This window comes from bacterium, assembly GCA_024224155.1.
Lineage (GTDB): Bacteria > Acidobacteriota > Thermoanaerobaculia > Multivoradales > JAHEKO01 > CALZIK01.
The window spans coordinates 13,344-37,588 of record JAAENP010000011.1 but is presented as its reverse complement, the minus strand read 5'-3'; the positions used below and the strand labels follow the sequence as shown (position 1 = coordinate 37,588).

The 24,245-nt window shown below is 64.1% G+C and carries 21 protein-coding genes; 8 read left to right on the top strand and 13 right to left on the bottom strand.

The features are described 5' to 3' along the window. The first annotated feature begins 11 nt into the window (after positions 1-11). The 3 genes from GY769_01090 to GY769_01080 all read left to right on the top strand — a co-directional run bounded on the left by GY769_01090 (position 12) and on the right by GY769_01080 (position 4,072). Positions 12-1,229 (top strand): ATP-grasp domain-containing protein, encoded by a 1,218-nt coding sequence (locus GY769_01090; GenBank protein MCP4200511.1) that lies wholly within the window; start codon positions 12-14, stop codon positions 1,227-1,229. A gap of 104 nt (positions 1,230-1,333) precedes the next feature. Beyond that, positions 1,334-2,602: a glucose-1-phosphate adenylyltransferase gene (locus tag GY769_01085; protein ID MCP4200510.1), complete on the top strand. Its 1,269-nt coding sequence runs from the start codon at positions 1,334-1,336 to the stop codon at positions 2,600-2,602. Between the two features lie 12 nt (positions 2,603-2,614). Further along, the gene (locus GY769_01080; protein MCP4200509.1) at positions 2,615-4,072 is read left to right on the top strand and encodes a glycogen synthase; all 1,458 of its coding nucleotides are present in this window, start codon (positions 2,615-2,617) and stop codon (positions 4,070-4,072) included. Positions 4,073-4,094: 22 nt separating this feature from the next. Here the strand turns inward: GY769_01080 and GY769_01075 are convergent, their stop codons facing one another. The 4 genes from GY769_01075 to GY769_01060 all read right to left on the bottom strand — a co-directional run bounded on the left by GY769_01075 (position 4,095) and on the right by GY769_01060 (position 8,327). Continuing rightward, the gene (locus GY769_01075; GenBank protein ID MCP4200508.1) at positions 4,095-4,823 is read right to left on the bottom strand and encodes a hypothetical protein; all 729 of its coding nucleotides are present in this window, start codon (positions 4,821-4,823) and stop codon (positions 4,095-4,097) included. Next, positions 4,820-6,094 (bottom strand): hypothetical protein, encoded by a 1,275-nt coding sequence (locus tag GY769_01070; GenBank protein MCP4200507.1) that lies wholly within the window; start codon positions 6,092-6,094, stop codon positions 4,820-4,822. The genes GY769_01075 and GY769_01070 overlap by 4 nt, the downstream gene beginning before the upstream one ends. 137 nt (positions 6,095-6,231) lie before the next feature. Further along, positions 6,232-7,371, bottom strand: a complete 1,140-nt coding sequence (locus GY769_01065; GenBank protein MCP4200506.1) for an enterochelin esterase — start codon at positions 7,369-7,371, stop codon at positions 6,232-6,234. Next, positions 7,368-8,327 carry a type 1 glutamine amidotransferase-like domain-containing protein gene (locus GY769_01060; protein ID MCP4200505.1) on the bottom strand — a complete coding sequence of 320 codons (960 nt, stop codon included), beginning with the start codon at positions 8,325-8,327 and terminating at the stop codon, positions 7,368-7,370. The genes GY769_01065 and GY769_01060 overlap by 4 nt, the downstream gene beginning before the upstream one ends. 49 nt (positions 8,328-8,376) lie before the next feature. Between GY769_01060 and GY769_01055 the strand changes: the two genes are divergently transcribed. Together GY769_01055 and GY769_01050 are read left to right on the top strand one after the other, a co-directional pair. Continuing rightward, positions 8,377-9,597, top strand: coding sequence for an ATP-grasp domain-containing protein (locus GY769_01055; GenBank protein ID MCP4200504.1), 1,221 nt, complete (start codon positions 8,377-8,379; stop codon positions 9,595-9,597). 39 nt (positions 9,598-9,636) lie between these two features. Further along, positions 9,637-13,017, top strand: coding sequence for an alpha-amylase (locus tag GY769_01050; GenBank protein MCP4200503.1), 3,381 nt, complete (start codon positions 9,637-9,639; stop codon positions 13,015-13,017). A 60-nt stretch (positions 13,018-13,077) separates the two neighbouring features. Here GY769_01050 and glgX read toward each other — a convergent pair whose 3' ends face one another. Both glgX and malQ read right to left on the bottom strand, forming a co-directional pair. Continuing rightward, a complete protein-coding gene (gene glgX, locus GY769_01045; protein ID MCP4200502.1) occupies positions 13,078-15,135 on the bottom strand; it encodes a glycogen debranching protein GlgX in 2,058 nt (685 codons plus the stop codon). Beyond that, on the bottom strand, positions 15,132-16,664 hold the full coding sequence (gene malQ, locus GY769_01040; protein ID MCP4200501.1) for a 4-alpha-glucanotransferase: 1,533 nt from the start codon (positions 16,662-16,664) through the stop codon (positions 15,132-15,134). The genes glgX and malQ overlap by 4 nt, the downstream gene beginning before the upstream one ends. A gap of 117 nt (positions 16,665-16,781) precedes the next feature. Here malQ and GY769_01035 point away from each other — a divergent pair, with 117 nt between their 5' ends. The 3 genes from GY769_01035 (at position 16,782) to GY769_01025 (ending at position 20,225) form a co-directional block, all read left to right on the top strand. Then, positions 16,782-19,004 (top strand): glycosyltransferase family 1 protein, encoded by a 2,223-nt coding sequence (locus tag GY769_01035; protein ID MCP4200500.1) that lies wholly within the window; start codon positions 16,782-16,784, stop codon positions 19,002-19,004. A 111-nt stretch (positions 19,005-19,115) separates the two neighbouring features. Continuing rightward, positions 19,116-19,574, top strand: coding sequence for a CBS domain-containing protein (locus tag GY769_01030; protein ID MCP4200499.1), 459 nt, complete (start codon positions 19,116-19,118; stop codon positions 19,572-19,574). Positions 19,575-19,646: 72 nt separating this feature from the next. Then, positions 19,647-20,225: a hypothetical protein gene (locus GY769_01025; GenBank protein MCP4200498.1), complete on the top strand. Its 579-nt coding sequence runs from the start codon at positions 19,647-19,649 to the stop codon at positions 20,223-20,225. A 121-nt stretch (positions 20,226-20,346) separates the two neighbouring features. Here GY769_01025 and GY769_01020 read toward each other — a convergent pair whose 3' ends face one another. The 7 genes from GY769_01020 to GY769_00990 all read right to left on the bottom strand — a co-directional run bounded on the left by GY769_01020 (position 20,347) and on the right by GY769_00990 (position 24,243). Further along, complete coding sequence (locus tag GY769_01020; GenBank protein MCP4200497.1) at positions 20,347-20,766, bottom strand: DUF420 domain-containing protein; 420 nt, start codon at positions 20,764-20,766, stop codon at positions 20,347-20,349. A gap of 534 nt (positions 20,767-21,300) precedes the next feature. Beyond that, the gene (locus tag GY769_01015; GenBank protein MCP4200496.1) at positions 21,301-21,903 is read right to left on the bottom strand and encodes a DNA-3-methyladenine glycosylase I; all 603 of its coding nucleotides are present in this window, start codon (positions 21,901-21,903) and stop codon (positions 21,301-21,303) included. A gap of 56 nt (positions 21,904-21,959) precedes the next feature. Continuing rightward, positions 21,960-22,805 carry a hypothetical protein gene (locus GY769_01010; protein ID MCP4200495.1) on the bottom strand — a complete coding sequence of 282 codons (846 nt, stop codon included), beginning with the start codon at positions 22,803-22,805 and terminating at the stop codon, positions 21,960-21,962. Next, positions 22,806-23,078 (bottom strand): hypothetical protein, encoded by a 273-nt coding sequence (locus GY769_01005; GenBank protein MCP4200494.1) that lies wholly within the window; start codon positions 23,076-23,078, stop codon positions 22,806-22,808. Continuing rightward, positions 23,068-23,274, bottom strand: a complete 207-nt coding sequence (locus GY769_01000) for a hypothetical protein (GenBank protein ID MCP4200493.1) — start codon at positions 23,272-23,274, stop codon at positions 23,068-23,070. Before GY769_01000 ends, GY769_01005 begins: the two co-directional genes overlap by 11 nt. Before the next feature lie 10 nt (positions 23,275-23,284). After that, on the bottom strand, positions 23,285-23,587 hold the full coding sequence (locus GY769_00995) for a hypothetical protein (GenBank protein ID MCP4200492.1): 303 nt from the start codon (positions 23,585-23,587) through the stop codon (positions 23,285-23,287). Positions 23,588-23,601: 14 nt separating this feature from the next. Beyond that, the gene (locus tag GY769_00990) at positions 23,602-24,243 is read right to left on the bottom strand and encodes a heme-copper oxidase subunit III (GenBank protein ID MCP4200491.1); all 642 of its coding nucleotides are present in this window, start codon (positions 24,241-24,243) and stop codon (positions 23,602-23,604) included. Positions 24,244-24,245 lie beyond the last annotated feature (2 nt).

Below are 24,245 nucleotides of genomic sequence, written 5' to 3'. Positions count from 1 at the left end.
CCCCCGGTCCGATGAACGTCCTCTTCTTCTCCCCGGGCTTCCCAGCCGAGATGCCGCAGTTCGTGCGCGGCCTAGCCGAGGCCGGAGCGAGAGTATTCGGCCTGGGCGACCAGCCCGTCGAGGCGCTGCCCGAGGCTGCCCGTACCAGCCTGGCCGAGTACGAGCGTGTCGAGTCGCTGTGGAACGAGCCGGCGGTGCTGGCGAGAGTGCGCGCTCTCGCCGACCGTTGCGGCCTCGATCGAATCGAGTGTCTCTGGGAGCCAGGCATGCTCCTCGCCGCCGGTCTCCGGGAAAAGCTCGGGCTACCCGGGCTCAATCTGGCCCAGACCGTTCCGTTCCGAGACAAGGAGCACATGAAGCGGGTTCTGGATGCTCACGGCATTCGCACACCCCGCCATGCCCGCGCCGCGACCGCCGCGGAATGCGCAGCTGCGGCCGCACACATCGGGTTCCCCTTGATTCTCAAACCCATCGCCGGCGCCGGCAGCGCCGACACCCACCGAGTCGACAGCGAGCGCCAACTCGAGGCCGTGCTACCGCTCCTGCGCCATGTACCGGAAGTCAGCGTCGAGGAGTTCATCGACGGGGACGAGTACACTTTCGACACGATCAGTGCCGGCGGAAAAATTCTCTACTACAACATTGCCTGGTACCGGCCCCGGCCGCTCATCGGCCGGTCGGTCGAATGGATCAGTCCGCAAACGGTGACGCTCCGCGATCCCGACGTACCCGAGCTCGAAGACGGCCGCCGAATGGGAACGGAGGTCCTGGCCGCGCTCGGGTTCAGGACCGGGTTCGCCCACATGGAGTGGTTTCGCAAGACCGACGGCGAGGTTGTCTTCGGCGAGATCGGCGCCCGGCCTCCGGGCGCCCGCTCGGTGGACCTGATGAACTACGCCAGCGATATAGACGTCTTCTTCGGCTGGGCCGAGGCCGTCTGCCACGGCCGCTTCTCGCAGGAGATCGACCGGCGCTACAACGCCGCGGTCGTGTTCAAGCGCGCTCAGGGCCAGGGTCGGATCCAGCGCATCGAAGGGCTGGACTCACTGCTCGGCCGCTACGGTCGACACGTCGTAGACCTTGACCTCCTGCCCATTGGGGCCTACCGGCGGGACTGGCGCCAAACGCTGCGTTCCGACGGCAACGTCATCGTGAGGCACCCCGACCTCGCTTCGACACTTGAGATCGCCGACAACTTCGGCACCGAGCTCCAGATCTTCGCGGGCTAGCGCGCGTGCCACCAAGACGACGCCTCGCGTTCGCCGAATTGTAACGGCGGGCCCTCGCTCAACCCATCGGGGGCATTCATCGGCCTGCTAGGATCATTGTTCCGATGAAAGACGTAGTTACAGCGATTCTGGGTGGCGGACAGGGCTCTCGCCTAGCGCCTCTGACTCGCTACCGGGCGAAGCCGGCCGTTCCGGTGGCGGGGAAGTTCCGTCTCATAGACATTCCGATCTCGAACAGCCTCAAGGCCGGGATCTACCGCATCTACGTGCTCACTCAATTCAACAGCGCCAGCCTCCACCGGCACATCGCCGTGACCTATCGCTTCGACTCATTCAGCGACGGATTCGTCAACATCCTGGCGGCGGAGCAATCGATCGCCAATCGCGACTGGTACCAGGGCACCGCAGACGCCGTGCGCCAGAACCTGCCTCGCCTTCAGCACCTGAAGCCCTCTGAGATTCTCATACTCTCGGGCGACCAGCTCTACCTCATGGACTTGCGGGAGATGATCGAAGAGCGGCACCGCGCCAAGGGCGCCGACCTCACCATCGCGGTCAAACCCGTCTCCCCTGACGAGGCTCCCGGACTCGGGATCATGCGCATAAACCGCGACGGCCGGATCACCCGCTTCGTCGAAAAGCCCAAGGATCCGGAAGTCATCAAGAGCCTGATGCTCGACCAGGCGACGATCGAGAACCTGGGCATCCGGGCAGAGCCCGGAATGCTCCTGGCCAGCATGGGGATCTACGTCTTTCGTGCCGGTGTTCTCCAGGAGCTTCTCGAAGGCACCTCCGCCAGAGATTTCGGCAAGGAGATCATTCCGGGAGCAATCGACGACTACAAGGTGTACAGCTTCGTCGAACCCGGTTATTGGCGCGACATCGGTACCATTCCGGCCTTTCATCAGGCCAATCTCGAGCTCACCGTGCCAGTTCCCGAGCTCAACCTCTACAACCCGGATTTCCCGATCTACACCCACCCGCGCTTCCTTCCCGGCAGCAAGATCTATCGGTGTGAGATCACGCAATCCATTCTCTCCGACGGCTCGATCATCTCAGGCAGCCGGCTGTCGAGCTCGATCGTCGGAATCCGTGGCCTGGTACGCTCCGGCTCGATCATCGACCAAACGGTCGTAATGGGCGCCACTCACTTCGCTCCCTCTAACGACGAGTCTTCCGAGGTTCCGCTGGGCATCGGCGCCAACTGCCGAGTTCGACGGGCCATCATAGACCTGGATGCCCGCGTGGGGCACGACTCGAGGTTGATGAACGAGGGCGGGGTCGAGGAGACCGACGAAGAGAACTACAGCATTCGGGGCGGCATCATAGTGGTGCCGCGCGGCGCCGTAATTCCTCCAGGCACCGTGATCTGAACGGTCGCGCGAATGTCGCTCGCGATCTGCTGGACCTCGTCCGAAGTCGTTCCTTTCGCCAAGACCGGCGGCCTGGGCGACGTCAGCGCGGCGCTGCCACGCTACCTCCACCGTGGCGGCCATGACGTTCGGGTTTTCCTGCCGTTCTACTCGAGCATCGACACTCGCGGGCACGACATCGTAGCGGTCGACTTTCTGCGCGACATCCAGCTCGATATGGGACCGCACCGGCTGACTTTCACGGTCTTCACCACACCGCTTCCCGGCGGCGGACCGCCGATCTATCTGATTCACTGCCCGGTGCTCTACGAACGGCCCGGCATCTATACCGACGGCGGCGACGAGGCGCTGCGCTTCGCATTCCTGGCTCTTGCAACGGTCGCTTGCTGCCAACACATGGGCTGGTCGCCCGACATCTTCCATTGCAACGACTGGCACACGGCCCTGATGCCGCTCTACCTCAAGCGAACCTTCGAGTGGGACAAGCTCTTCCGTGGCAGCCGGACGGTTCTCACGATCCACAACATCGCCTACCAGGGCGTCTTCCCGGCGCAGCTGTGTGACGACCTCGACCTCGGCGGCGACCTGGAGCTTCTCCACCAGGGGGATCTGGACGGCGGGGCAATGAGCTTCCTCACGACCGGCATCCTCTACGCCGACGCTCTCACCACGGTCAGTCCCACTCACGCGCTCGAGATCCAGACCGACGCGTATGGCATGGGTCTGCAGGACCTGCTGCGCGAGCGAAGCGATCGCCTGGTCGGGATCCTCAACGGAGTCGACTACGAAGAGTGGAATCCACACACCGATCGTTTCCTCGAGCACCACTACTCCTCCGAGGACCTGAGCGGAAAGCGAGCGACGAAGCGAGCGACGACGGAGCGATTGGGTCTCGGAACCGATCCACGAACGCCCCTTCTCGGAATCGTGTCACGGCTCACGGCTCAGAAGGGCTTCGACATCGTCATCGAACCCCTACGGGACGTGCTGGCTGGTGGCGACGCACAGCTCCTGGCGCTGGGCACGGGCGAGTCGCGGTACGAAACCGCGTTTCAGAATCTGCAGCACGACTTTCCCGGGCGGGTGATCTATCACCGGGGCTACAGCGAAGAGCTCGCGCACCTGATCGAAGCAGCGGCAGACGTCTTCTTGATGCCTTCGAAGTTCGAGCCCTCGGGATTGAACCAGATGTACAGCCTCAAGTACGGCACCGTGCCGATCGTGCGCCGGACCGGGGGACTGGCGGATGCCGTAGAGCTCTACGAACCCGCGACCGGCCGGGGGACCGGTTTCGTCTTCGATCACTTCACCCCGGATGCCTTTCGCTGGGCCCTGGGCTTCGCGCTGGAGACGTACCGCGACCGCGAGGCCTGGGAACGCCTGATGCACAACGGCATGTCCCGGGACTACTCTTGGGACCGTCAGGGTGCGGTTTACCTGGAGCTGTACAGGCAGCTCATCGGACGCTAGACGGCGATCACGGCGACAGAGGCTACACCCAGTCGTCGAGGTACCTCGGGAGCATCTCCCGCCACGTGGGCCAATCATGGTCCCACTGGGTGCCCCAGGGATCGACCCGATTGGGAATCCCCTTCGAACCCAGGACCTCGGCCATCCGCCACGATTCCGCAGGATCCTCCCACCGGCCTTCCCCGGTGGGCATGAGTAGAAAGCGGCGGCGCAAGGCCTCGAGATGCGCTCCTTCCTCCAGATCGGGCAAGAAGTGAATCGGTGACGAGAAGTAGAAGTCGTCGTTCCAATCACCCTCGAGCCACCTGCTCAAATCGTAGGTGCCGCTCATCGAGATCGCACGGCTGAAAACATCCGGATGCCGGCACACCGCCGCGAGCGCGTTGAACGCCCCTATCGAGGCTCCGGCAGTGATGATCTCGGGCACGGTGCCGTCGCAGTCCTGCCGGATCGCCGGCACGATCTCGTGGTAGATGAAACCGTCGAACTGGTTCTGAAGCCAGGAACGATGCCGTGTTGACCCCTCGCCAGTGGTCCAGGCGCGGCCGGCAACGCTGTCGCAGGAGTAGAGTTTGATGCGCCCGGCCTCGATCAAAGGTTCCAGGACCTTGACCAGCAGAAACCTCTCGGGCTCTTCGGCGTCGCCTCCCGCGGTGGCGAACCAAAGCACCGGCACGCCGTAGTGACCCCAGCGGGCGACCGTCACGTCCTGCTGAACGCGCCGCGAGTGCCAGCGCGAGACCGTTTTCACGAACCCGCTTCCGGTGTTGGTGAGATTCCCAGCCGCTCGCCCTCGGTCTTGCACCAGAACTGGAGCAGGCCCCAGAAGTGTTCGGTGAACTCCTCAACCTCGTGGCGAGGGAAGAGCGACTCGACCTTGAGCCGAACCGTCTCCTTGGCCTCCGCCGAGCCGAAGAACTCCCAGGCGACCTCATCGAGGTGTCCAAGATGAGCCTCGCAAAACTCCTCGAATCGGTTGGCTTCAAGCCGCCCGCGTGCGATCGCCGCGTATGACGACAGCTTCTCCCGGTACGACCGATCGCTGTCGGCGATCTCGTAGTAGGGCTCCCAATCGACCGACCTACGCATCTTGCGCCGGGTCGCGGCGCAAAAGACCGCCCAGCGAACGGCGGCCTTGACCAGCCAGGGAAAGTGATAGTGCAGAGACGTGACCTGCGAGTCCGGGCAGGCGTTGGCAAAGTCGATGGGATGGAAGGTGCCGTCCGCCGACCGGAGCGCCTCGCAGGAGTTGAAATCCCAGCCGAAGAAACTGTTGATGGTCAGGGTCATGTCGCCGAGAAGCGTGGCTTCGTCTGCGGTCAGGAAGTCGAACGCTACCTGGTAGCGCTCGTGGAGCGCCGCCCCCGGGTCGTAGCGTACACAGCGCACCTGCGGGCCAAGCCCGATACAACGCACGAAAAGATCGTAGGGGTCGATCGCCTTCTGCAGATGCAGCAAGCGCTTGCCGCTCATCTCGTAGGCGACTCGCAGCTCGTCTCCATTGTCGACGCGGCTCACGCCGACCCAGCCGCCACCGTCATAGGGCTTGATGAAAACGGGATAGCCGATCTGCTCGCCTACCTCATCGAGATCAAAGTGCCGGGCGTAGCGTTCCAGAGTGGTCTGCAAATCCGGGCTCGGCTCGTACTCCTTGGGCGGGATCATCCAGGTTTCCGGAACCGGCAGCCCGAGCCGCATCATGGCGCAGTAGCTGGTGTGCTTTTCCATTGCCTGAATGGACCACGGATTATTGAGAACGTAGAGATCGTCAAGAAGAATCGCCTTTTTTATCCACTCCCGACTCGAGTGATACCAGTGGGTCACCCGGTCCAGCACGAGGTCGTAACGGCAGGGCTGCCGCAGATCGAAGGGCTCGATGGTGACCCTCTCGGTTTCGAAGCGCACGGTGTCGCCGTCGACCGGAATTCTCAGGTCGAGCTTCTCCAAGATCCGCTCGAACGAGATCGGCCAGTCGACGTCGGCCCCCAGAGAGAGCCCGATTCTGCGAGTGACCTCAGCCATGGAGCTGGCGAGTATAAGCGGGAGGAGCGGGAGGGGGACACAATACGTAAGATGGCCGTAAGGATGACCTCTCTTGGTGACCGTCTTGCCACTGCCAACCGGTCGTCCTTACGGCCATCTTACGTATTGTGTCCCCCTCACTCATAAACCATCCAGAGGGGACCGGGGAACAACCACGACAGTCCCACCCGCAGCCGGTCACGCCAGTTCTCCCAGTTGTGACCGTCCCTGGCTTCGACATAGCGCACGTCCATCCCGGTCGTCTGGAGTATCGGCAAAAGAGATCGGTTCTCATAGATGAGCGACTCGTAGATACCGCAGCTCACGAACAGGCTCTCGGCGGGGCTTCCCGGCGCTTCTCGAAACGCGTTCATGAAACTCACCACCTGGTCCCACTGCGGTCCGCGCCAGTTGTGGTCACCGATGTCCGTGAAAACGAACGAGCCCGACTGCAGCAGGAGCTTCCCGAAGCGGCCGGGATTGCGCCAGGCAGCCGAAAGCGTAGCCACCGCGCCGAGGCTGGCGCCCATGAGACCCCAAGCCGACCGGTCCGGGTCAACGGGAAAACGCCTCTCCAAGGCGGTGGGGACCTCCTCGGCGATGAAGCGATCGTGATCCGGGTTCGAGGTGTACTCACCGAGCCGATCGCCCGAATCCGTCATGGCCACGACGAGCTCGGGAATCTCGAGGCGGTAGATGAGGTTGTCGAGAACGGTCTGCAAGCCGGCGTAGCGCAGATAGTCGGCACCGTCGTGTACAAGGAGCACCGGATAGCGCCGGTTCTTGCGAAAGCGGGCCGGCACGTACACCCTAAGAAGCCGGTCTTCGTTGAAGGCTTGGCTGCGAACTGCGATCTCCTCCATCTCTCCAACTCGTGCCTCTTCGTCAGGGGTGGCCCACTCGGGCGTTTCATAGCCGACCCCTTGGTAGACGGAATTGGCGCCAAAGGGATCGTGGGCGACGAGCGGGTTGAGTGGATCCTGGATCCACTCGCCCTTGCCGTCCCGAACGACGTCGAGCTTGTATTCGACACGAGAGAGCTCGGGCAGCTCGAGCACCAAGTACCAGAGGTCGCTCTCCCCCAGCCGTGTAAATGCCAGCGAGGACTCGAGCCCGAAGATCCAGTGACGCAAATGGACTTCATCGGCCGGCCCGCGATAGACGAAGGTCGTCGTCGTGCCCTCCTGCAGCGGAAAGCTCCGATCGGCGAGAAACCGGTCGATGGCTTCCGGTGCGCTGGCATAGGCCTTCTCAAGCTCACGAACTGCCAAGCTCATAAAGACCTCACCCGGCCGACGTCATTCCGTTCGACCTCGAGCCGCTCGACGTGACCCTCGATGGTCAGCCTGCGGACCGGGGCCTCGGCCCAGACTGTCGTGCCCTCGATCTTCAAGTAATCACCGTCGTCCATGGGTACGCAAAACCGCGGGGCAAAGCGACGCGCGAGCTCGGTGATTCGGTCCGGGTCTCCGAGCTTGAGACGGCGGCGCGCATGAGGCATCGGCAGGATGCCGCTGTAAAGCCCGAGGCCCGACTCCAGAACCTCGGCATTGCCGAATCCCTGCGGAGGCGAGTCGTGAAACAAGACCACCCTCCGCGCCAGAGCCATCGCACCGGCCGACCAGGCCAGAACCGGTAGGTTACCGATCAGGCGATCGAGCCCGAAGAGCCTGAGGCGATTGAGGAGCACCGCCACGTGTCCGCCGGCTACCGCGACGGCATCGCAACCGGAGAGGGCTGTGGCTAGTTGCTCGCGCTGCTTGTTCACGGCCGGCCGCTTCAGTGGCGACCACTCTTCATCGAACCTGGCGTGCACCATCCGAACCCGCTCGAGATGCTCATCGTCCAGCCGCCGCACCCCCTTGAAGGCCGCCTTGCGCTCCGCTTCGAGGAGCTCCGCCTCGCCCTGTCGCCGCATCAGCTCGCGAACCGCGGCCATGGCGTGATCCAGCCGCAACCGGTAGAGCTCCTGGGCGCGTCTCAAAAGTCCCTGGCGTTCGCGATACGCCGCCGCCAATCCTGCGTCCGACTCGAACACCTGCTCGGCTCGGGCGTACAACCGAAGGTTGACCGTCCTGCTACCCAAGTGCTCGGCAAGGTCGTCGTCTTCAGCCTCCCGCTCCTGCCATCCGGCCGTGATCGCGGCGATGCGGCCGTCGATTCCCAGGTCGGCAACGACGCGATCGAGTATCGGACGCAGCCGTTGCGGACCGAGTAGAACAATCGCACCCATGGTGCAGACGTTTATAATGCATTCGGTTCCATTATTGAAAGGCGGTCAGGTGCACGTCATCTTCGTCGAGCCGAGCTTTCCTCACAGTCAGGTGGAGTTCGTGCGCAGCCTGGCAGAAGTCGGAGCAGCCGTCACCGGCATCGGGGAAACGCCCGCTGAGGCCCTTTCCGATTCGGTCAAGCGCTATCTGGATGGCTATGAGCGGGTCGACTCGGTCTGTCACGAAGAAGAGCTGCTGGCCACGGTCCGAAGCATCCAGAATCGTCGGTGGGTCGATCGGCTCGAGGCCACCGTAGAAGCCCACATCCTGCCGACCGCGAAGGTCCGCGAGGCCTGTTCGATCCCGGGAACCTCGGTTCGCACGGCATTCCTGTGCCGGGACAAGCCCGCGATGAAGGAGGCACTGCGACAAGCGGGAGTGCCCTGTGCCCGGTCGACGGGTGTCTCGACTCCGGAAGAGGCGCGCGATTTCGCCGAACGAGTAGGCTACCCGATCATTCTCAAGCCGCGCAGCTCTGCGGGCGCCGCCGGCACCTACCGGGTAGAGGGCGACAGCCAGCTCGAGGCTGCGATTCGCGCGTGTGGCATCGACCGCGGGGAGTCGACCGCGGCCGAAGAGTTCATCGAGGGTCATGAAGGCTTCTACGACACCCTCACGATCAACGGCCAGATCGCGCACGAGTTCATCTCGCACTACTATCCGGGAGTGCTCGAGGCCATGCGCACGCGCTGGATCTCGCCCTACTTCGTGACCACGAACCGGATCGAAGCCTCGTCGTACGACGAGGTGCGGGAGATGGGTCGGGCGGTGATCGAAGTGCTGGGCATCGAGACCTCGGCCACCCACATGGAATGGTTCTTCGGTCACAAGGGCCTCAAATTCTCCGAGATCGGGTGCCGCCCGCCGGGGGTTGGCGCTTGGGATCTCTACGCGGCGGCCAACGACATGGACATCTACAGGGAATGGGCCTCTGCGATCGTCCACGGCCGGACCGCTGCCAAACCGTCGCGCCGCTACTCGACGGGGATCATCAACTTACGACCCGACCGCGACGGCCACATCACGGGCTACGGCGGTCTCGACGAGATCCATGCCCGCTTCGCCTCTTCGGTTCTGGACAGCCACCTGCCGCCGCCGGGCACGGCCACACAGCCGGTCGAAGCCGGTTATATGGCCAACGCCTGGATCCGGATGCGCCACACCGACTATGACGAGCTGCGCCGGATGCTCGACACCGTGGGCCAAACCGTAAAGGTCTTCGCACGATGAGGGCGGCACGCTGACCGGATTCCGCGTTAGTCTTCAAGCATGCAGCTGCTTCTCTCCCGCGGCGCCCGCAGCGCCCTCCAGCTCGGCCCACCATTGGCCGAGCCATCCGAGAGAGGATCGCGCAGCCTCTCTGCGAGCTTTCGGGAGGCGAGGGGCCTCGCCGAACGGCTGACTCCGCTGCTGCCGCCCGACACCCGCAGGTTCTCCGCGGGCGAGCTCTACGCCCTCGGTCGGATCGAGCGGGCTCTCCACGCCTATCTGGATCGGTTTCTGAGGGAGCGCGATCCCGAGATCTTTGTCACGGCCCTGGCCGATCTCGACCGCCGTTTCGGCATGGAGACGATCAATCGCCTGCTGGGCTCGTTCGAAGACGAATACCTCCCCGATCGCCCAGGCCCGATAGCGCTAGATCGCTTCGAGTCCACGGCCGGCGATCTCGGACTCGCTTCGGACCGGCGTCAGGAGCTCCTCGCCGGGCTCCTGGTTTTCTCGATCGCCCACACCAACCCCGCCAATTCGAGGCTCAACCATCTGTTTCACTTCGGTGCCCTGGTCGCCGACGCCGCCTACGACTCGGTCATCCACGCTCTCACGGAGGTTCTGGCCCGGGCGCCGGGACTCTACGAAGATGACCAGAGCCTGATCATGGGTCTACGCAGACCGATCGACTCCGAGCCGGACTCGCTCGCCAACCAGCTCCGTTGGATCACCAAGCACTGGAACGACATCTCACCCGAACTCGAGCCGGAGCTCCTGGCCGCTCTCGATCTCATCGCCGAGGAAGAGAAGCCTCGGCTTCCACCGGGGCCAGGGCCGATCGAGGCGCCCTTTCTCGCACACCTGGACTCAGCCGATGTCCGCTACGGCTCCGACCGCAGCTGGATGTCGAACCTGGTCCTGGCCGCGAAGAACGCCCACGTATGGCTGCACCAGCTCTCGAGCCGCCACGGATGCGAGATAGACCGCCTCGACCAGATTCCCGATGCCGAGCTCGAGACTCTGGCCCAGCGCGGCGTCACCGGGCTCTGGTTGATCGGCCTCTGGGAGCGCAGTCGGGCCTCGCAGCGCATCAAGCAGCTTTGCGGCAATCCCGAGGCGGCCGGCTCCGCATACTCGCTGATCGGATATCGCATTGCCGACGATCTCGGCGGCGACGCGGCCCTCGAAGGTCTAGCGAAGCAAGCCGGCCGTTTCGGTATCCGACTCTCCGCCGACATGGTGCCCAATCACACCGGCATCGACTCGGACTGGATGATCGAGCACCCAGAGTACTTCCTGTCGGTTCCGGACTGCCCTTTCCCAGCCTACTCCTTTGACGGACCAGACCTATCGCGGGACCACCGGGTGGGCATCTTTCTCGAAGATCACTACTACGACCGAAGCGACGCCGCGGTGGTCTTCAAACGCGTCGACAACCAGACCGGCGTCGTGCGCTTCATCTACCACGGCAACGACGGCACGAGTACGCCCTGGAACGACACCGCGCAGCTCGACTATCTCAATCCCGACACTCGAGAGGCGGTAGCCAACACGATTCTGGACGTAGCGCGACGGTTTCCGATCATCCGCTTCGATGCCGCCATGACGCTGGCGCGTCGCCATATTCAGCGCCTCTGGTACCCCGAGCCCGGCACTGCGGGCGCCATTCCCTCGCGCGCCGAGCACGCCATGAGCACGAGCAAGTTCAACTCCCTCATGCCGCATGAGTTCTGGCGCGACGTTGTCGATCGCGCGGAGAAGGAGACTCCCGATACCCTGCTGTTGGCGGAGGCATTCTGGCTGATGGAGGGCTATTTCGTTCGCAACCTCGGCCTTCACCGCGTCTATAACAGCGCCTTCATGAATATGCTGCGCGACGGGGACAATCGCGGTTACCGCAGACTCGTCCGAGAGTCACTGGACTTCGACGCGGAGATCCTCCGGCGCTATGTCAACTTCTTGAGCAATCCCGACGAGGAAACCGCGATCGAGCAATTCGGCGACGGCGATCGCTACTTCGGTGCCTGCGTCATGCTCGCCACGATGCCCGGGCTGCCGATGCTCGCGCACGGCCAGATCGAGGGACTCACCGAGCGGTACGGCATGGAGTACCGGCGCGCCTACGTCGACGAGTCGCCCAACCAAGGCCTGGTCGAGCGGCACGAGCGGGAGATCTTTCCGCTGCTCCGTGAGCGCGCTCGTTTCGCCGATGTCGAAAGCTTCGCAATGCACGACTTCGTCGGGCAAGCCGGCGCGGTCGACGAGAACGTGCTGGCGTTTTCCCACGGTGTCGGCGGCGACACTTCGATCGTTGTCTTCAACAACCAGTACGAAACGGTGCGGGGAGCTCTGCGGCTCGATCGGAACCTCGGCATCTCGGGGAGCGCGCACCGAATCTGCGGGTTCCGCGATCGTCTATCCGGACACCACTTTCTTCGCGCCGCTTCGGCGGTCCATGACCTCGGTCTGGAGCTCGAGCTGGCCGGATACGAGTCCGCTGTCCTTGTCGACTTTCGTGAGCTCGACGACCGGGCCGACGTCTACGTCCGGCTGCAAGAGCGGGTCGGGCTGAGAGGCATCCCGAGTATCGAGCAGGCGGTTCAGGAAACCGAGCTCGAGGACGCCCGGACGGCTTTCGCCGAGGTTCTGGCCACCATCTGCGTAGCGGGCGACATGTCGGGTCCCGCCCTGCTCGCCCTCGAGAATCAGCTCGAGGAGCTCGACCGTCAGCTGGGAGGACTGCTCGAGGCAAGGCCCGAAGCCGAAGTCTCCGAGGGGCCGGAGGGCAGCGGCGGGCTCGACGCCTGGCTCGAAGGAATCTCACGCCTGGCTGTCGTCGAAGAGGAACTCGATTGGCCCGGTACAGAGCGAATGCGAGGTGCTCTCGAGCGTCTCCTGACCGGCGTGGAATGGGAAGCCGAGGCCCGATTCGCGCTCTCCGCATTCGCCCTCCTCGGGTATCTGCACCACCGATGGGGCAGGTCGGCGCTCGTTGCGCTCGATCCCGTCCGCGCCGCGAGCCGGGCCCTCGACAAGGTCGACATCTCGGACGAGCGCGCGCGCGAGCTGACCACCCTGGTCGAGGTTGCGGCGGTCGAGGACTGGCTCGAGACCGCTCCGCCGCCCGGACGAGAGGCCGCATGCGGGCTTCTCGCCGGCGCGAGAGAGAGCGACGCGGTCGCGCATCTGCTCGGCTACGACCGGGAAACGGACACCGCCGCCGTCGAGCAACTGGACCGTTTCTTGGCCTGGAGAGCTACTGCGGCGGCGCTCAGCTGGCTGGCTTCGGGAGAGGCAACGCCATCGCTGGGGCAAGTCGCCGAAGCCGTGGTGGGCTGGTGTGATGTCCTCGACCGCCTGCGCCTCGCCGTGGCGAAAACCGGCCATCGAATCGAGCCGGTGCTGGAGCGGCTGCGCGGCGGAAGCCAGCCGGAAATGTAGCGGTCGATTCTCGCGTCGACGATCCGATTCTCGGTCGACACGAAGGAATCGTGTCCCCGGTTACCCCTTCACCATCACCATCGCATGCGCCGGAAGCTCGAAGCGGCCTTCCAGCACTCGGCAGCTCTCCGGTGCCGCGGTATTCAGAACCTCACGCCAAGCGCCATTTGATTCCACAACCGGTAGCCGAACCTCCCGCGCCTCGTCCCCTGCATTCATGTAAAGGAGAACGGGGCCGGCAGCGGAGTGACGCCAGCCCATACCCAGCACCCGGTCGTTCGCGTCCGTCCACTCCTCCACACCGAGGGGGCGGCCGTCGCTGCCGAGCCAGACGAGGTCATCGGGGCCCGGAAAGCGCTTGCTCCCGAAGACACTTATCTCACGACGGAGCGTGAGAGCTCTCCGAACGAACTCCAGAAACTCGGCGCCGCGCCGGTCCGGCTCCCAATCCACCCAGGTGAGCGAGCCGTCCTGACAGTAAGCATTGTTGTTGCCGCTCTGGGTCCGGCCCAGCTCGTCACCATGCGCGAGCATCGGCACTCCATGGGACAGCGCCAGCGTAGCCACGAGGTTTCTCTTGGCGCGGTCACGCAGATCGAGGACCTCGGCGCTCTCGGTCGGACCCTCGACGCCCCAGTTGCGACTGAAGTTCTGGTCCCGACCGTCCCGGTTGTCCTCGAGGTTGGCCGAATTGTGCTTCCGGTCGTAAGAGGCCAGATCCTCGAGCGTGAAGCCATCGTGGCAGGCAACATAGTTGATACCACCCAGAGGCCCGCGGCGTTTCCCGGCCAGAAGATCGACGCTGCCTGCAATCCGTGTCGCGAGATCGCCCCGCCGCCCCGGATCACCACGCCAGAACGAGCGCACCGTGTCGCGAAACTGATCGTTCCAACCGGCCCAGCCGGGAGGGAACGAGCCCAGGCGATAGCCGCCCGGACCGATATCCCAGGGCTCGGCGATCAGCTTGACCCGAGACAGCACCGGATCGGAGCCGATGGCCTCGAGCAGCGAGGCGCGGGTCGAGAACACACCGTTCTCCCGACCCAGCGTGGTCGCCAGATCGAAACGGAAGCCGTCGACGTGCATCGTCTCCACCCAGTAGCGCAGGCAATCCAGTATTAGCGCCGCAACTTCCGGATGGCCGGCATGAACCGTATTGCCGCAGCCGGTGAAATCCACGTAGCGACTCCGGTCCGGTCTGTCCAGCAGATAGTAGAGGTCATTGTCGACACCTCGCAACGACAGGGTCGGCCCGGTCTCGTCCCCCTCGGCGGTGTGATTGAAAACCATGTCCAGAATGACCTCGAGACCCGCGCGATGGAGCTCCCGCACCATGGTCTGGAATTCGGTCACCTGCTGGCCCCTGGCGCTGCTGCCAGCGGTGGCGTAGCCGGCGTGCGGGGCGAACCAGGCCAGAGGGCTGTAGCCCCAGTAGTTGTCGAGGCGGCGCTCCATCAGGTGTCGTTCGCTGGTGAAGTGCTGAACCGGCATGAGCTCGACCGCCGTGACACCGAGACTCTCGAGATGCGCCACGACCGGCGGCGAAGCCAGTCCCAGGTACGAACCGCGAAGCTCCTCCGGAACCTGCGGGTGAAGCCGCGTCAGCCCGCGCACGTGGCATTCATAGATCACCGTCTCGCTCCAGAGCCGCTTCGGGCGGCTGTCGTCGCGCCAATCAAAGGCGGTGTCGACGACCACCGATCGGGTCTGGAAGGGGGCGCTGTCTCGAGCGTCCCGAAGATGGCCCGCACCTCGCATGGCTCCGTCGCGGAGAGCCTCGTTCCAGGTCACCGAGCCGGCGATAGCTCCCGCGCGAGGGTCCATCACCAACTTCGCCGGATTGAAACGATGTCCCTCGGACGGTCGGTAGGGTCCATCCACTCGGTAGCCGTAGAACTGACCCGCGGCGAGGCCGGCGACGTGGGTCGCCCAACGACCATCGCTCTCACGCTCGAGGCCGATGCGAGCGCTTTCCGAACCATCGGCGAGCTCGTCGAACAGACAGAGCTCCACCCCGGTCGCGTGCGGCGCCAGCAGCCGAAAGGTTACCCCGTCCGGGCCGAGCACGGCTCCGAGAGCGCTTTTCACCGATTGCCCGGAGCCTTCGGTGATCTTCACCGGCAACACTCTTCGTCGGCGGATTCCGCTCCGAGCCGACCCGACAGCTCGGTCAGACGCCGCAGCCGGGCCGCCTCCCCCTCTCCAGGCAGGTCGCGAAGTCTCCAGGCCCAGTTGCCTTCGGCCACACCGGGTGTGTTGAATCGAGCTTCGCTGCCGAGATCGAGCACGTCTTGGATCGGTGCAATCGCCATTCCCGCCACCGACTCGTGGGCCGCGCGAATCAAGTCCCAGGCGGGGTCCGAACCGTCGCTACCCAAGTAGTCGTGCACCCGCTCCCTGGACTCGGCATCGAGCCCTTCGTACCAGCCCCGCGTGGTGTCATTGTCGTGCGTGCCGGTGTAGGCCACGGTGCGCCGATTGTGACGGTGCGGCAGGTGGGAACTGTCGAACTCCCCGAACCCGAACTGGAGCACCTTGATGCCCGGCAGATCGAAACGCCGGAGCAAGTCGATCACATCCGGCGTGATGACACCCAGATCCTCGGCAACGATCTCGACCTCGCCCAAGCCCGCCGCAAAGGCCTCGAACAGGTCGGCGCCGGGCCCCGGCAGCCACTCACCCTCGCGGGCGGTGTCGGCCGACGCGGGCACGCTCCAGTAGCCTGCGAAACCGCGGAAGTGGTCGAGGCGCACGACATCGACCTGCTCGAAAGCCGCTCGCATCCGAGCCAGCCACCAGGCAAAGCCGTCATCGCGCATTCGCTCCCATCGATAGAGCGGGTGTCCCCAAAGCTGTCCATCTTCGCTAAAGGCGTCCGGCGGCACTCCCGACACCTCGCTCGGGTGGCCCTGCTCGTCGAGCGTGAACAGCTGCTGATGGGCCCAGACATCGGCGCTGTCACCGATCACGTAGATCGGAACGTCGCCGAAGATCTTGATCCTCTTCTCGGCAGCGGCGGCGCGCAGCCGGCGCCACTGGCGATGAAACAGGAACTGAGTCCAGGCCTGGTAGTCGATCTCGGCGGCGAGCTCCTCGCGAACCGCCTCGAGCGCCCCCGGTTCGCGAAGCCTCAGCTCTGTCGGCCATTCCATCCAGCTCACCTGGTCGAAGCGGGTCTTGAGTGCCGCGTACAGAATCCAGTCCTCGAGCCAGAACCGACGGCTCTCGTCCGCCGCAAATGCGGCGAGCTCCTCGAGCAGCGCATGGCCGCCGCTCTCGCGCACGTGACGCCAGGACTCACGAAGCATCGACTCCTTCTGATCCAGCACCGCGCCGAAATCGACGTCGTCCGCCGGACCGCTTCCAGCCAGGTCCTCGAGCATCGCCGCCGGCAGCAATCCGTCGGCAACCAGGTCTTCGGGAGAGATGAGCAGTGGATTCCCGGCAAAGGCGGACATCGCCCCGTAGGGAGCGTCCCCGTGACCCGGCGGTCCGAGCGGCAGGATCTGCCAAACCGTCTGGCCGGCCGACTCCAACCAGCCGAGAAAGGCTCTCGCGGTCGGTCCCAGGTCGCCGATTCCGTAGCCACCGGGCAGAGCGGTCGGATGGAGAAGCACACCGGCCGATCGCACCTGCATGGCCGGCATTCTAATGACTCGGCGCTCTCGAAAGTAGAGGCCACCCAGATGGATGCCCCGGCTTGGAGCTGCTCGCCGCATGTGGTAAAAAACGCGCGTTCCAGCGCATCGCGCCCTCCCTACAGCATGACCACGACAATTGCCAGCGAACTGCTTCGTGTGCCCGGCCTCCAGGTCACCGAGATCCGGCTGCCGGACGAGGTGGCTCGGCTCAGAGACCTGGCCTTCAACCTCTGGTGGACCTGGATCACCGAGGCGCGCCAGCTCTTTGCGGCCGCGGACACCGCCAGCTGGGCCCGCTACCGCAATCCCGTGGAGTTGCTTCTCAACATCGACAGTGAGCGTTGGGAAACCCTGCTCAATGACGACGCCTTCATGGCCCGATACACCGAGGTCATCGCGGCTTTCGACGCCTACATGGATCCCAACCGCGAAACCTGGTTCAGCCGCCGTGCCGCCCAGATCGAGAGCTCGAGCACGGCCCCCAGTTCGGCACACCCGATTGCCTACTTCTCGACCGAGTACGGCATCCATCAGTCCCTCGCGATTTACTCGGGCGGGCTAGGCGTCCTGAGTGGCGACCACTGCAAGAGCGCCAGCGACCTCGGCCTACCCTTCCTGGCGGTCGGTCTTCTCTACCAACGCGGGTACTTTCAGCAGACCATCGACGCCGACGGCTTCCAGAACCACTCCTATACCGAATACGACTTCCACCGCCTGCCCCTGCGGCGAGTGCTAGGTCCCCAGGGTCGCAAGCTGACGGTCAAGGTGCCCTTTCCAGGCCGCGAGGTCGGGGCCAAGGCATGGCTGGCCCAAGTCGGGCGCGTACCGCTGCTGCTGCTCGATACCGATCTGCCGCAGAACGATCCCGCGGACCGACCGATCGCCACCGTGCTCTACGTTCGTGGGCGCGAAATGCGCCTGGCCCAGGAGGCCGTCCTGGGCATCGGCGGCGTGCGCGCGCTCGAAGCGCTGGGCCTCGAACCTGCCGTGTGGCACATCAACGAGGGCCACAGCGCCCTGTTGCAGCTCGAGCGAGCTCGCAGCCACATCGCCAGGCACAAAACGTCGTTCGACCAGGCCCTCGGCGCGGTCAGACGCAACACGACCTTTACCACCCATACCCCCGTGCCGGCCGGCAACGAGCAATTCGACCGCTCCCTGGCCTGGAAGTACCTCGACACCTGGGCCCAAGACCTGGGGGTGGACACAGAGACGGTGATCGGCCTGGGAGCCGCCGATCATGGCGAGCCGAACCAGCCTCTCAACTTGACCGCCGTGGCACTCCGCACCAGCGCCTGGGCCAATGGCGTCAGCCGCTTGAACGGCGAGATCGCCGACCGCATGTGGCGCCACATCTTCCCCGAGCTGCCCGAAGGGCAAGCGGCGATCCAATCGATCACCAACGGAGTCCACGTTCCGACCTGGATGGGCCTCGATATGGGCGTTCTCCTCGATCGCGTACTGGGTGCGGATTGGCCCGAAGCGGTGCTCGAGCCCGACGGCTGGACCGCTCTCCTCGAAGCGACCGACAGGGAAGTCTGGCTCGCCCACCGTGCACAGAAGGAGCGTCTGTGCCGATTTGCGAAATCGCGTCTGCGCGAGCAGCACGGCAGAAACGGCCAGTCGCCCACCGCGCTTCGGGCGGTCTCGAAGTTCCTGGATCCCGACGCCTTGACGATCGGCTTCGCTCGGCGCTTCGCCACCTACAAGCGAGCCGGCCTGCTCTTCAGCGACCTTCACCGACTCCGAACCCTGGTCCATCACACCGACCACCCGGTCCAGATCATCCTGGCCGGCAAGGCCCACCCCGCCGACCGACCCGGCCAGGAGCTCATCCAGAGCATCTTCCAGCTCAGCCAGTCCGGCGACCTCCGCGGCAGCGTCGTCTTTCTCGAGAACTACGACATGCGGATCGCGCGCATGATGGTCCAGGGCTGCGACGTCTGGCTCAACACACCGCGTCGCCCCCTCGAGGCCAGTGGAACCAGCGGCATGAAGGCCGCCATCAACGGAACCCTCAACCTCAGCATCTCGGATGGCTGGTGGCCCGAGGGCTACGACGGCACGAACGGCTGGGTTATCGGAGACATGGGCGGAGAGTCCGTCCACTCCCTCACCGAGGAGTGGCAGCAGGACCAAGCCGACGCCCAATCGCTCTATCGCACGCTCGAGGAAGAGATCATTCCCGAGTTCTACCGGCGCAACGACGACGGCCTGCCGATCGAATGGATCGCCCGCATGAAGAGCTCGATCGTCACCGTCGGCCACCAGTTCTCCTCCCACCGCATGGTACGCGACTACGTCGAGCGAGCGTACTTGCCGTTCTCGACCGGATCCTCGGGCTAGCAGGGCGCGCGCGACGGGCGCTCGAAGCGAACGGCCCAGACCGGCGCCGCCGGCGACCGCTCCGAGCGATACAATGAGCAGGTGCCCGAACTCCGCACCTGAGGGAATGTCATGAACAAGATTCCGATCAGTGATTTCATGCAACGCGACCCGGTCACGGCCAAACCCGACATGCCCCTTATCGAGCTGGTCTCGATCCTGCGCGCGGGCGGCCGCCGCGGCCTACCGGTAACCGATGACGACAACCGGCTGGTGGGTGTCGTCAGCGAAACAGATCTCTTTCTGAAGGAGCATCCCGTACCCTTCTCGACCGAGAAGGTACCTTCATTGCTCGGTCAGGTGATCGACAAGCAGCAGGTCGATCAGGTCAATAGGGTTCGGGAGATGAAGGTCGGACAGGTGATGACTCAAAGGGCGGTCACGGTTCGGGAGGACGCGACACTCGAAGAAACCGCTCTGCTCATGTGTGAGCGGCACCTGTCCATGGTGCCGGTGGTCTCGGACGGGGTCCTGGTGGGAGTCGTGCGGCGCAGCGACATTCTCGCGATTCTCTACCGCGATCAGGGCTGAGCGCGCGCGAGCCGCGCCTACCTGCTACGATTCGCGGCGTTTACGAACTGCACACAAAGGGAGGATAGAGCGATGAAGAGAGCTTTGGTTTGGACGCTTGCCTTGGTTTTCCTTGTACCCGCAGCCTGGGCGGCCGACAACGGCTGGCCCGCAGACTTGGCCGACGTCGAAGCCCTGGTCGCGAGCAAGATGAGTCCCGTTCCCTACGACCGGGTCAAGGTTCGCCGGAGCAACGGCGTCATCGATGTTTCGATCAAGCTCAAGAACCTGCCTCGCCAGCTCCGGACGCTGGCTCGGCAGAGAACCGAGGACGACGTGTTTCTCGGCGGACCGGTCGTCGAGCTGTTCGAGCCGAGTCTGGAGTTCGACATCGTCAGCTTCGACCTCTTGCCGATCGCGGACCGTGTTTCCTACTATTTCGGCTTCACCGTGTTCAACTTCGGCAGGAAGATCAAGCTGCCCGCCTCGATAGCCGTCAACAGCGGCGCCGGACAGGAATTCGAGAACAAGAAGAAGAAGTACCCGATAAAGAAGAACCGGCTCCAGCTGCGCTTTATCGAGAGGACCGTCGACGGTCCCGGACTGCACGAGCTCGCGATTACCGTAGGCCCCTGGGAGCAGCTCTCATACTTCTGCGTGTCTTGCGGCTAGTCAGGCCGACAGAAGCCAAGGAAGCCGATCGCAACCTCTAGACGCGGCGCTCTCGCCGCGAAGGTAGCCGTTTCTCCCCCCTGGGAGCTGTGGCTGGCGAGCCTCGGCGGAGGCCTCCTGCCTACCAACTCGTCCGGTACAGCATCCAGTAGATGACGACTCCGGTCACTGAAACGTAGAGCCAGACGGGCAGCGTCCAGCGCGCGATCGCGCGGTGCTTCTCGAAGCGACCGCGAAGGGCTCGATAGACGGTAATACCGGCCAGGAAGGGCACCGTGGCGGCGAGCACGGTGTGGGTGAGGAGGATCGTCAGGTAGATCGTTCGCGCTGTGCTGGTGCCGGGGAATCGTGTCGACCCCGCCTGCGAATGGTAGTAGAGATACGAAGCCAGAAAGAGAACCGAACAGGCCAATGCCGCCAGCATCGCGGCCCGGTGGGCTTCGGTCTTGCGCTGGCGGACCAGAACGTAGCCGACCATCAAGAAGACCGCGGCGGTGGCGTTCAGGCCGGCGTTGACGGACGGGAGCATGCTGACGTCCATCGGCGTAGTGTAGCGTTGGCGAGACGGGCTCGGGCTTGGAAGATCTGCAGCGCTCCAATCTGCGCTTCGGCGCCGATCGGCGGAGCAGCCGGCCAGGGGACGGCTCGAGCTGGAAGGCCTGTGTAGTGTCGGCTTTCGCCTTCGCGCCGCTGCGCGCAAGCCTATTGAAGCCTCCGATTCGATCTCGCAAGCGCTTGCGGCGAGCCCCCTGGCCGGCTGCCCGCCGAATCGGCTCGGCCTCAGCGCATGTCCAGCCACCGTCGATGCGAATAGCCTTTCTCGGCCTTGCCAGCGTGGCGAGCGGAGGGGGAAGCGAGGAGCAGCGATTCCTGTCCCGAGTCTCTCGGAAGGATGCCCGCAGTCAGAGCCCCTGCGCTTGAAAGGCCGGCCGCGTGCCTCTTGCAAGCGAGCCATCGGCGAGCGAGAAGAGCGCACCGGCGGCCTACTTTCCGCTCGCTCTACTTCAGCCAAGACGGTTGACACCCTTCGCTTCGCTCGAGGGCAAGCGGAGTTCGACCGCTACACTCCGAACAGCTACTTGCCCGGCTCCTTGAACGCTTTGCGGGCGGCCACAACCCGAGCCCGCACGGCGCAGCCCGGCAGGTGATCGTTCACCAGCCCCATGGCTTGCATGAACGCGTACATGGTGGTCGGCCCCACGAAGCGCCAGCCTCGAGCCTTCAGGTCCTGGCTCAACGCGACGGACTCCGGGGTCTTATCGGGAAGGCCGGTGGGCGGTTTCTTCGGCTCGAACTGCCAGAAGAAAGCGGCCAGGCTACCGAACTCATCGACCAAGTCCCGGGCTCGGCGGGCGTTGCCGATGACCGCCTCGATCTTGCCGCTGTGCCGCACGATGCCGGAATCGCGGAGTAGACGTTCCACGCTGCGCTGGTTGAACCGCGCTACCTTCTCGAAATCGAAACCTCGAAACGCCCGCCGGAAATTCTCGCGCTTGCGCAGAATCGTGAGCCAGCTCAGCCCCGCCTGAAACCCCTCGAGCGAGACTTTCTCGAACAGGCGGATGTCGTCCGAAACCGGGAAGCCCCACTCGGTGTCGTGATAGCGGACGTACTCGGGATCGGCGCCGCACCACCAGCAGCGCTCGACGCCGTCCGAACCGGTGACAATATGCTTCAAAACGCGCCCCGGTCAGCCCTTCTCGACCAACGGATCGATCCAAGCCCGGTGGCGAGCTAGGCCGCCGGCTCGGCGGCTTCCGCCATGGGTTCGGGTTCGGGCTCGGGCGCGGGCGCGACGAAGGGATCTTGGGCCGCCAGCCACGATTCGAAGCCACTCTCTTCATGGACCGTGTAGAAACCCCTCATCCGGTAGTGACCGAGGCCGCAGAGCTGCGCACAGGCGATTTCCCAGCAGGTCTTCTCGGCGGCACAACCGGGAAACGTCGATTCCTCGGGCGTCGTCATCTTGGCCGTGAACCGAACCGGGATCTCCTGCCCGGGAATCGCGTCCTGTTTGACCCTCATCACGGGTAGGAAAAAGCTGTGAATCACGTCCTTGGTCGACAACAGCACTGTGATCGGCCGATCGACCGGAAGGTGAAGCTGGTTGACCGAAACGACATCATCGTGGCTGGCGGGATCCTCGGGATCGAGGCCGAGCGGGTTGGTGCCGCCGGCCATCAGGTGCGGGTCCGAACGGCCGAACACGCCATCCTCTCCGGGATAGTGGATATTCCACGCAAACTGCTCGCCGACCACTCGGATCTCCAGCGGATTGGCATCCTCCGCATGCGGCGCCACCCAGCGCGCCCAAGCCGGGATCGCAAAACCAATCAGAATAATCGCTTCGAACACGACCACACCGACCTCGAGCCAGGTCGAGACATGTGACTTGGAGCCCTCATAGCTGGCCTGCGGGCTCTTGCCCGCTCGGAATCGAAAGAGCACGACGAGGAAGTAGATCGCCCAGCCGACGAACAGAAGAGCCATCAACCAGTGCACCAGAGCGTTCATGTTGTCGAGCTGGGCGCCGTGCGTCGACGCGTCGATGGGCATCCAGCGGGCGAGAAAATTCTTCATCTATCGTTCTCCCTCGATCAGGTGGAACTGCTCCCTCAGCCTTCGTAGCTTCCGGGTGCGGTACCAAATCGATCCAAACAAGCCCACGAAGCCGACTTGCACAACGGCGACCACTCCCAGAAGGGTGACGATGCCGTTGTTCATTCCGGCCGTCATGTCCGAGCCCTCCCCGCCGTAGCAGACCGCGCACGCGCCGGCCGGCTCGGCCAGGCCGAAAGCCAGAGTCAAAACCGCCGCGGCCGCCAGCGCCAGGGCTCGCCGGCTACTTCTCATCGAGTTCCGACAACTTCTTGTAGACCTTGAAGCCGTAGACGATGAGACCCGCCCCGAGCACAAAGCACAGGACCGCCAGGCCGAGACCGGTGCCATTGCCACGCTCCAGGTACTGGTCGGTTCCCCAGGCGCCGACGCCCAGACACATCAGCACGCTGACCGCAACGAAGAAGATATGAAAGGCCTTGAGTGACATGGCTGGCTCTTTACAGTGGAATCTGGCTGGCACGCGTACCGATGGGCAGAATCATCAGCGCGCCAAAGAAGACCGCCGTCAAGATCAACAACGCATAGATCGCCTGTTTCTCGGAAATCAAGTGCATGAAGACCGCGGCAACGAGCCCTGCCTTGATGCACGCGATAAGCAGAGCTATGAACACCGCCGTCGCCGGCGCGACATCCAGATAGCTGACCGTGACCGTGATGACCGTCAGCAGAAACAGTGCCAGACCGATAATCCAGTAGCGCCGAATCTCGCTGCGAATCTCTTCCGCTGAATGACCACCCATCGTTGTCGGCCCCTTTACAGAAGATAAAGCGTGGGAAACAGGAAGATCCAAACCAGATCGACAAAATGCCAGTAGAGACCCACCGTCTCGACCCGGTTCACGAATCGCCGAGGCTGGCTCTTCCACATCTTCGAGCCCGGTCCCCAGAGGTAGACCAGAACGATCAAACCGCCGACTACGTGAAGACCGTGCAAACCGGTGAGCGTGAAGTAGATGCCCAGGAAGTTCGAGGTCTCAGGATACAGGTGATGTGAAAACTTGGCCGAGTACTCGACGGCCTTGATGCCCATGAAACCGAACGCGCAGAGGATCGTCAGGCCCATCCAGAGCCGGAACTTGGCGAACTCCTTCAAACGCAAAGACGCCCAGGACATGACGATCGTGACACTGGAGAAGATGAGGACCAGCGTGTTGACGAAGGCGAGTGGAACGCTCAATTCGTCCGACCACCGATGCGCTTCGCCGTGCAGGCCCAGCGCTTCGGCCACCTCGTGCGGAATCGTCATGAATCCCGGGTCACCGGTTCGAAGCAGCACGTACGACGAGAAGAGCGCTCCGAAGAGCATCACCTCGGAAGCCAGGAACAGCCAGATTCCGAGCTTGGCATTGTACAGACCGGTATCCGGCCGTTCTTCGACGGTGTAGGGAATCTGCACCT

Bases quoted from the DNA above. Each gene is read 5' to 3' on its own strand.
- GY769_01090 (MCP4200511.1), top strand. From the start codon at position 12: ATGAACGTCCTCTTCTTCTCCCCGGGCTTCCCAGCCGAGATGCCGCAG.
- GY769_01085 (MCP4200510.1), top strand. From the start codon at position 1,334: ATGAAAGACGTAGTTACAGCGATTCTGGGTGGCGGACAGGGCTCTCGC.
- GY769_01080 (MCP4200509.1), top strand. From the start codon at position 2,615: ATGTCGCTCGCGATCTGCTGGACCTCGTCCGAAGTCGTTCCTTTCGCC.
- GY769_01070 (MCP4200507.1), bottom strand. From the start codon at position 6,094: ATGGCTGAGGTCACTCGCAGAATCGGGCTCTCTCTGGGGGCCGACGTC.
- GY769_01065 (MCP4200506.1), bottom strand. From the start codon at position 7,371: ATGAGCTTGGCAGTTCGTGAGCTTGAGAAGGCCTATGCCAGCGCACCG.
- GY769_01060 (MCP4200505.1), bottom strand. From the start codon at position 8,327: ATGGGTGCGATTGTTCTACTCGGTCCGCAACGGCTGCGTCCGATACTC.
- GY769_01050 (MCP4200503.1), top strand. From the start codon at position 9,637: ATGCAGCTGCTTCTCTCCCGCGGCGCCCGCAGCGCCCTCCAGCTCGGC.
- malQ (MCP4200501.1), bottom strand. From the start codon at position 16,664: ATGCCGGCCATGCAGGTGCGATCGGCCGGTGTGCTTCTCCATCCGACC.
- GY769_01035 (MCP4200500.1), top strand. From the start codon at position 16,782: ATGACCACGACAATTGCCAGCGAACTGCTTCGTGTGCCCGGCCTCCAG.
- GY769_01030 (MCP4200499.1), top strand. From the start codon at position 19,116: ATGAACAAGATTCCGATCAGTGATTTCATGCAACGCGACCCGGTCACG.
- GY769_01025 (MCP4200498.1), top strand. From the start codon at position 19,647: ATGAAGAGAGCTTTGGTTTGGACGCTTGCCTTGGTTTTCCTTGTACCC.
- GY769_01020 (MCP4200497.1), bottom strand. From the start codon at position 20,766: ATGGACGTCAGCATGCTCCCGTCCGTCAACGCCGGCCTGAACGCCACC.
- GY769_01010 (MCP4200495.1), bottom strand. From the start codon at position 22,805: ATGAAGAATTTTCTCGCCCGCTGGATGCCCATCGACGCGTCGACGCAC.
- GY769_01005 (MCP4200494.1), bottom strand. From the start codon at position 23,078: ATGAGAAGTAGCCGGCGAGCCCTGGCGCTGGCGGCCGCGGCGGTTTTG.
- GY769_01000 (MCP4200493.1), bottom strand. From the start codon at position 23,274: ATGTCACTCAAGGCCTTTCATATCTTCTTCGTTGCGGTCAGCGTGCTG.
- GY769_00995 (MCP4200492.1), bottom strand. From the start codon at position 23,587: ATGGGTGGTCATTCAGCGGAAGAGATTCGCAGCGAGATTCGGCGCTAC.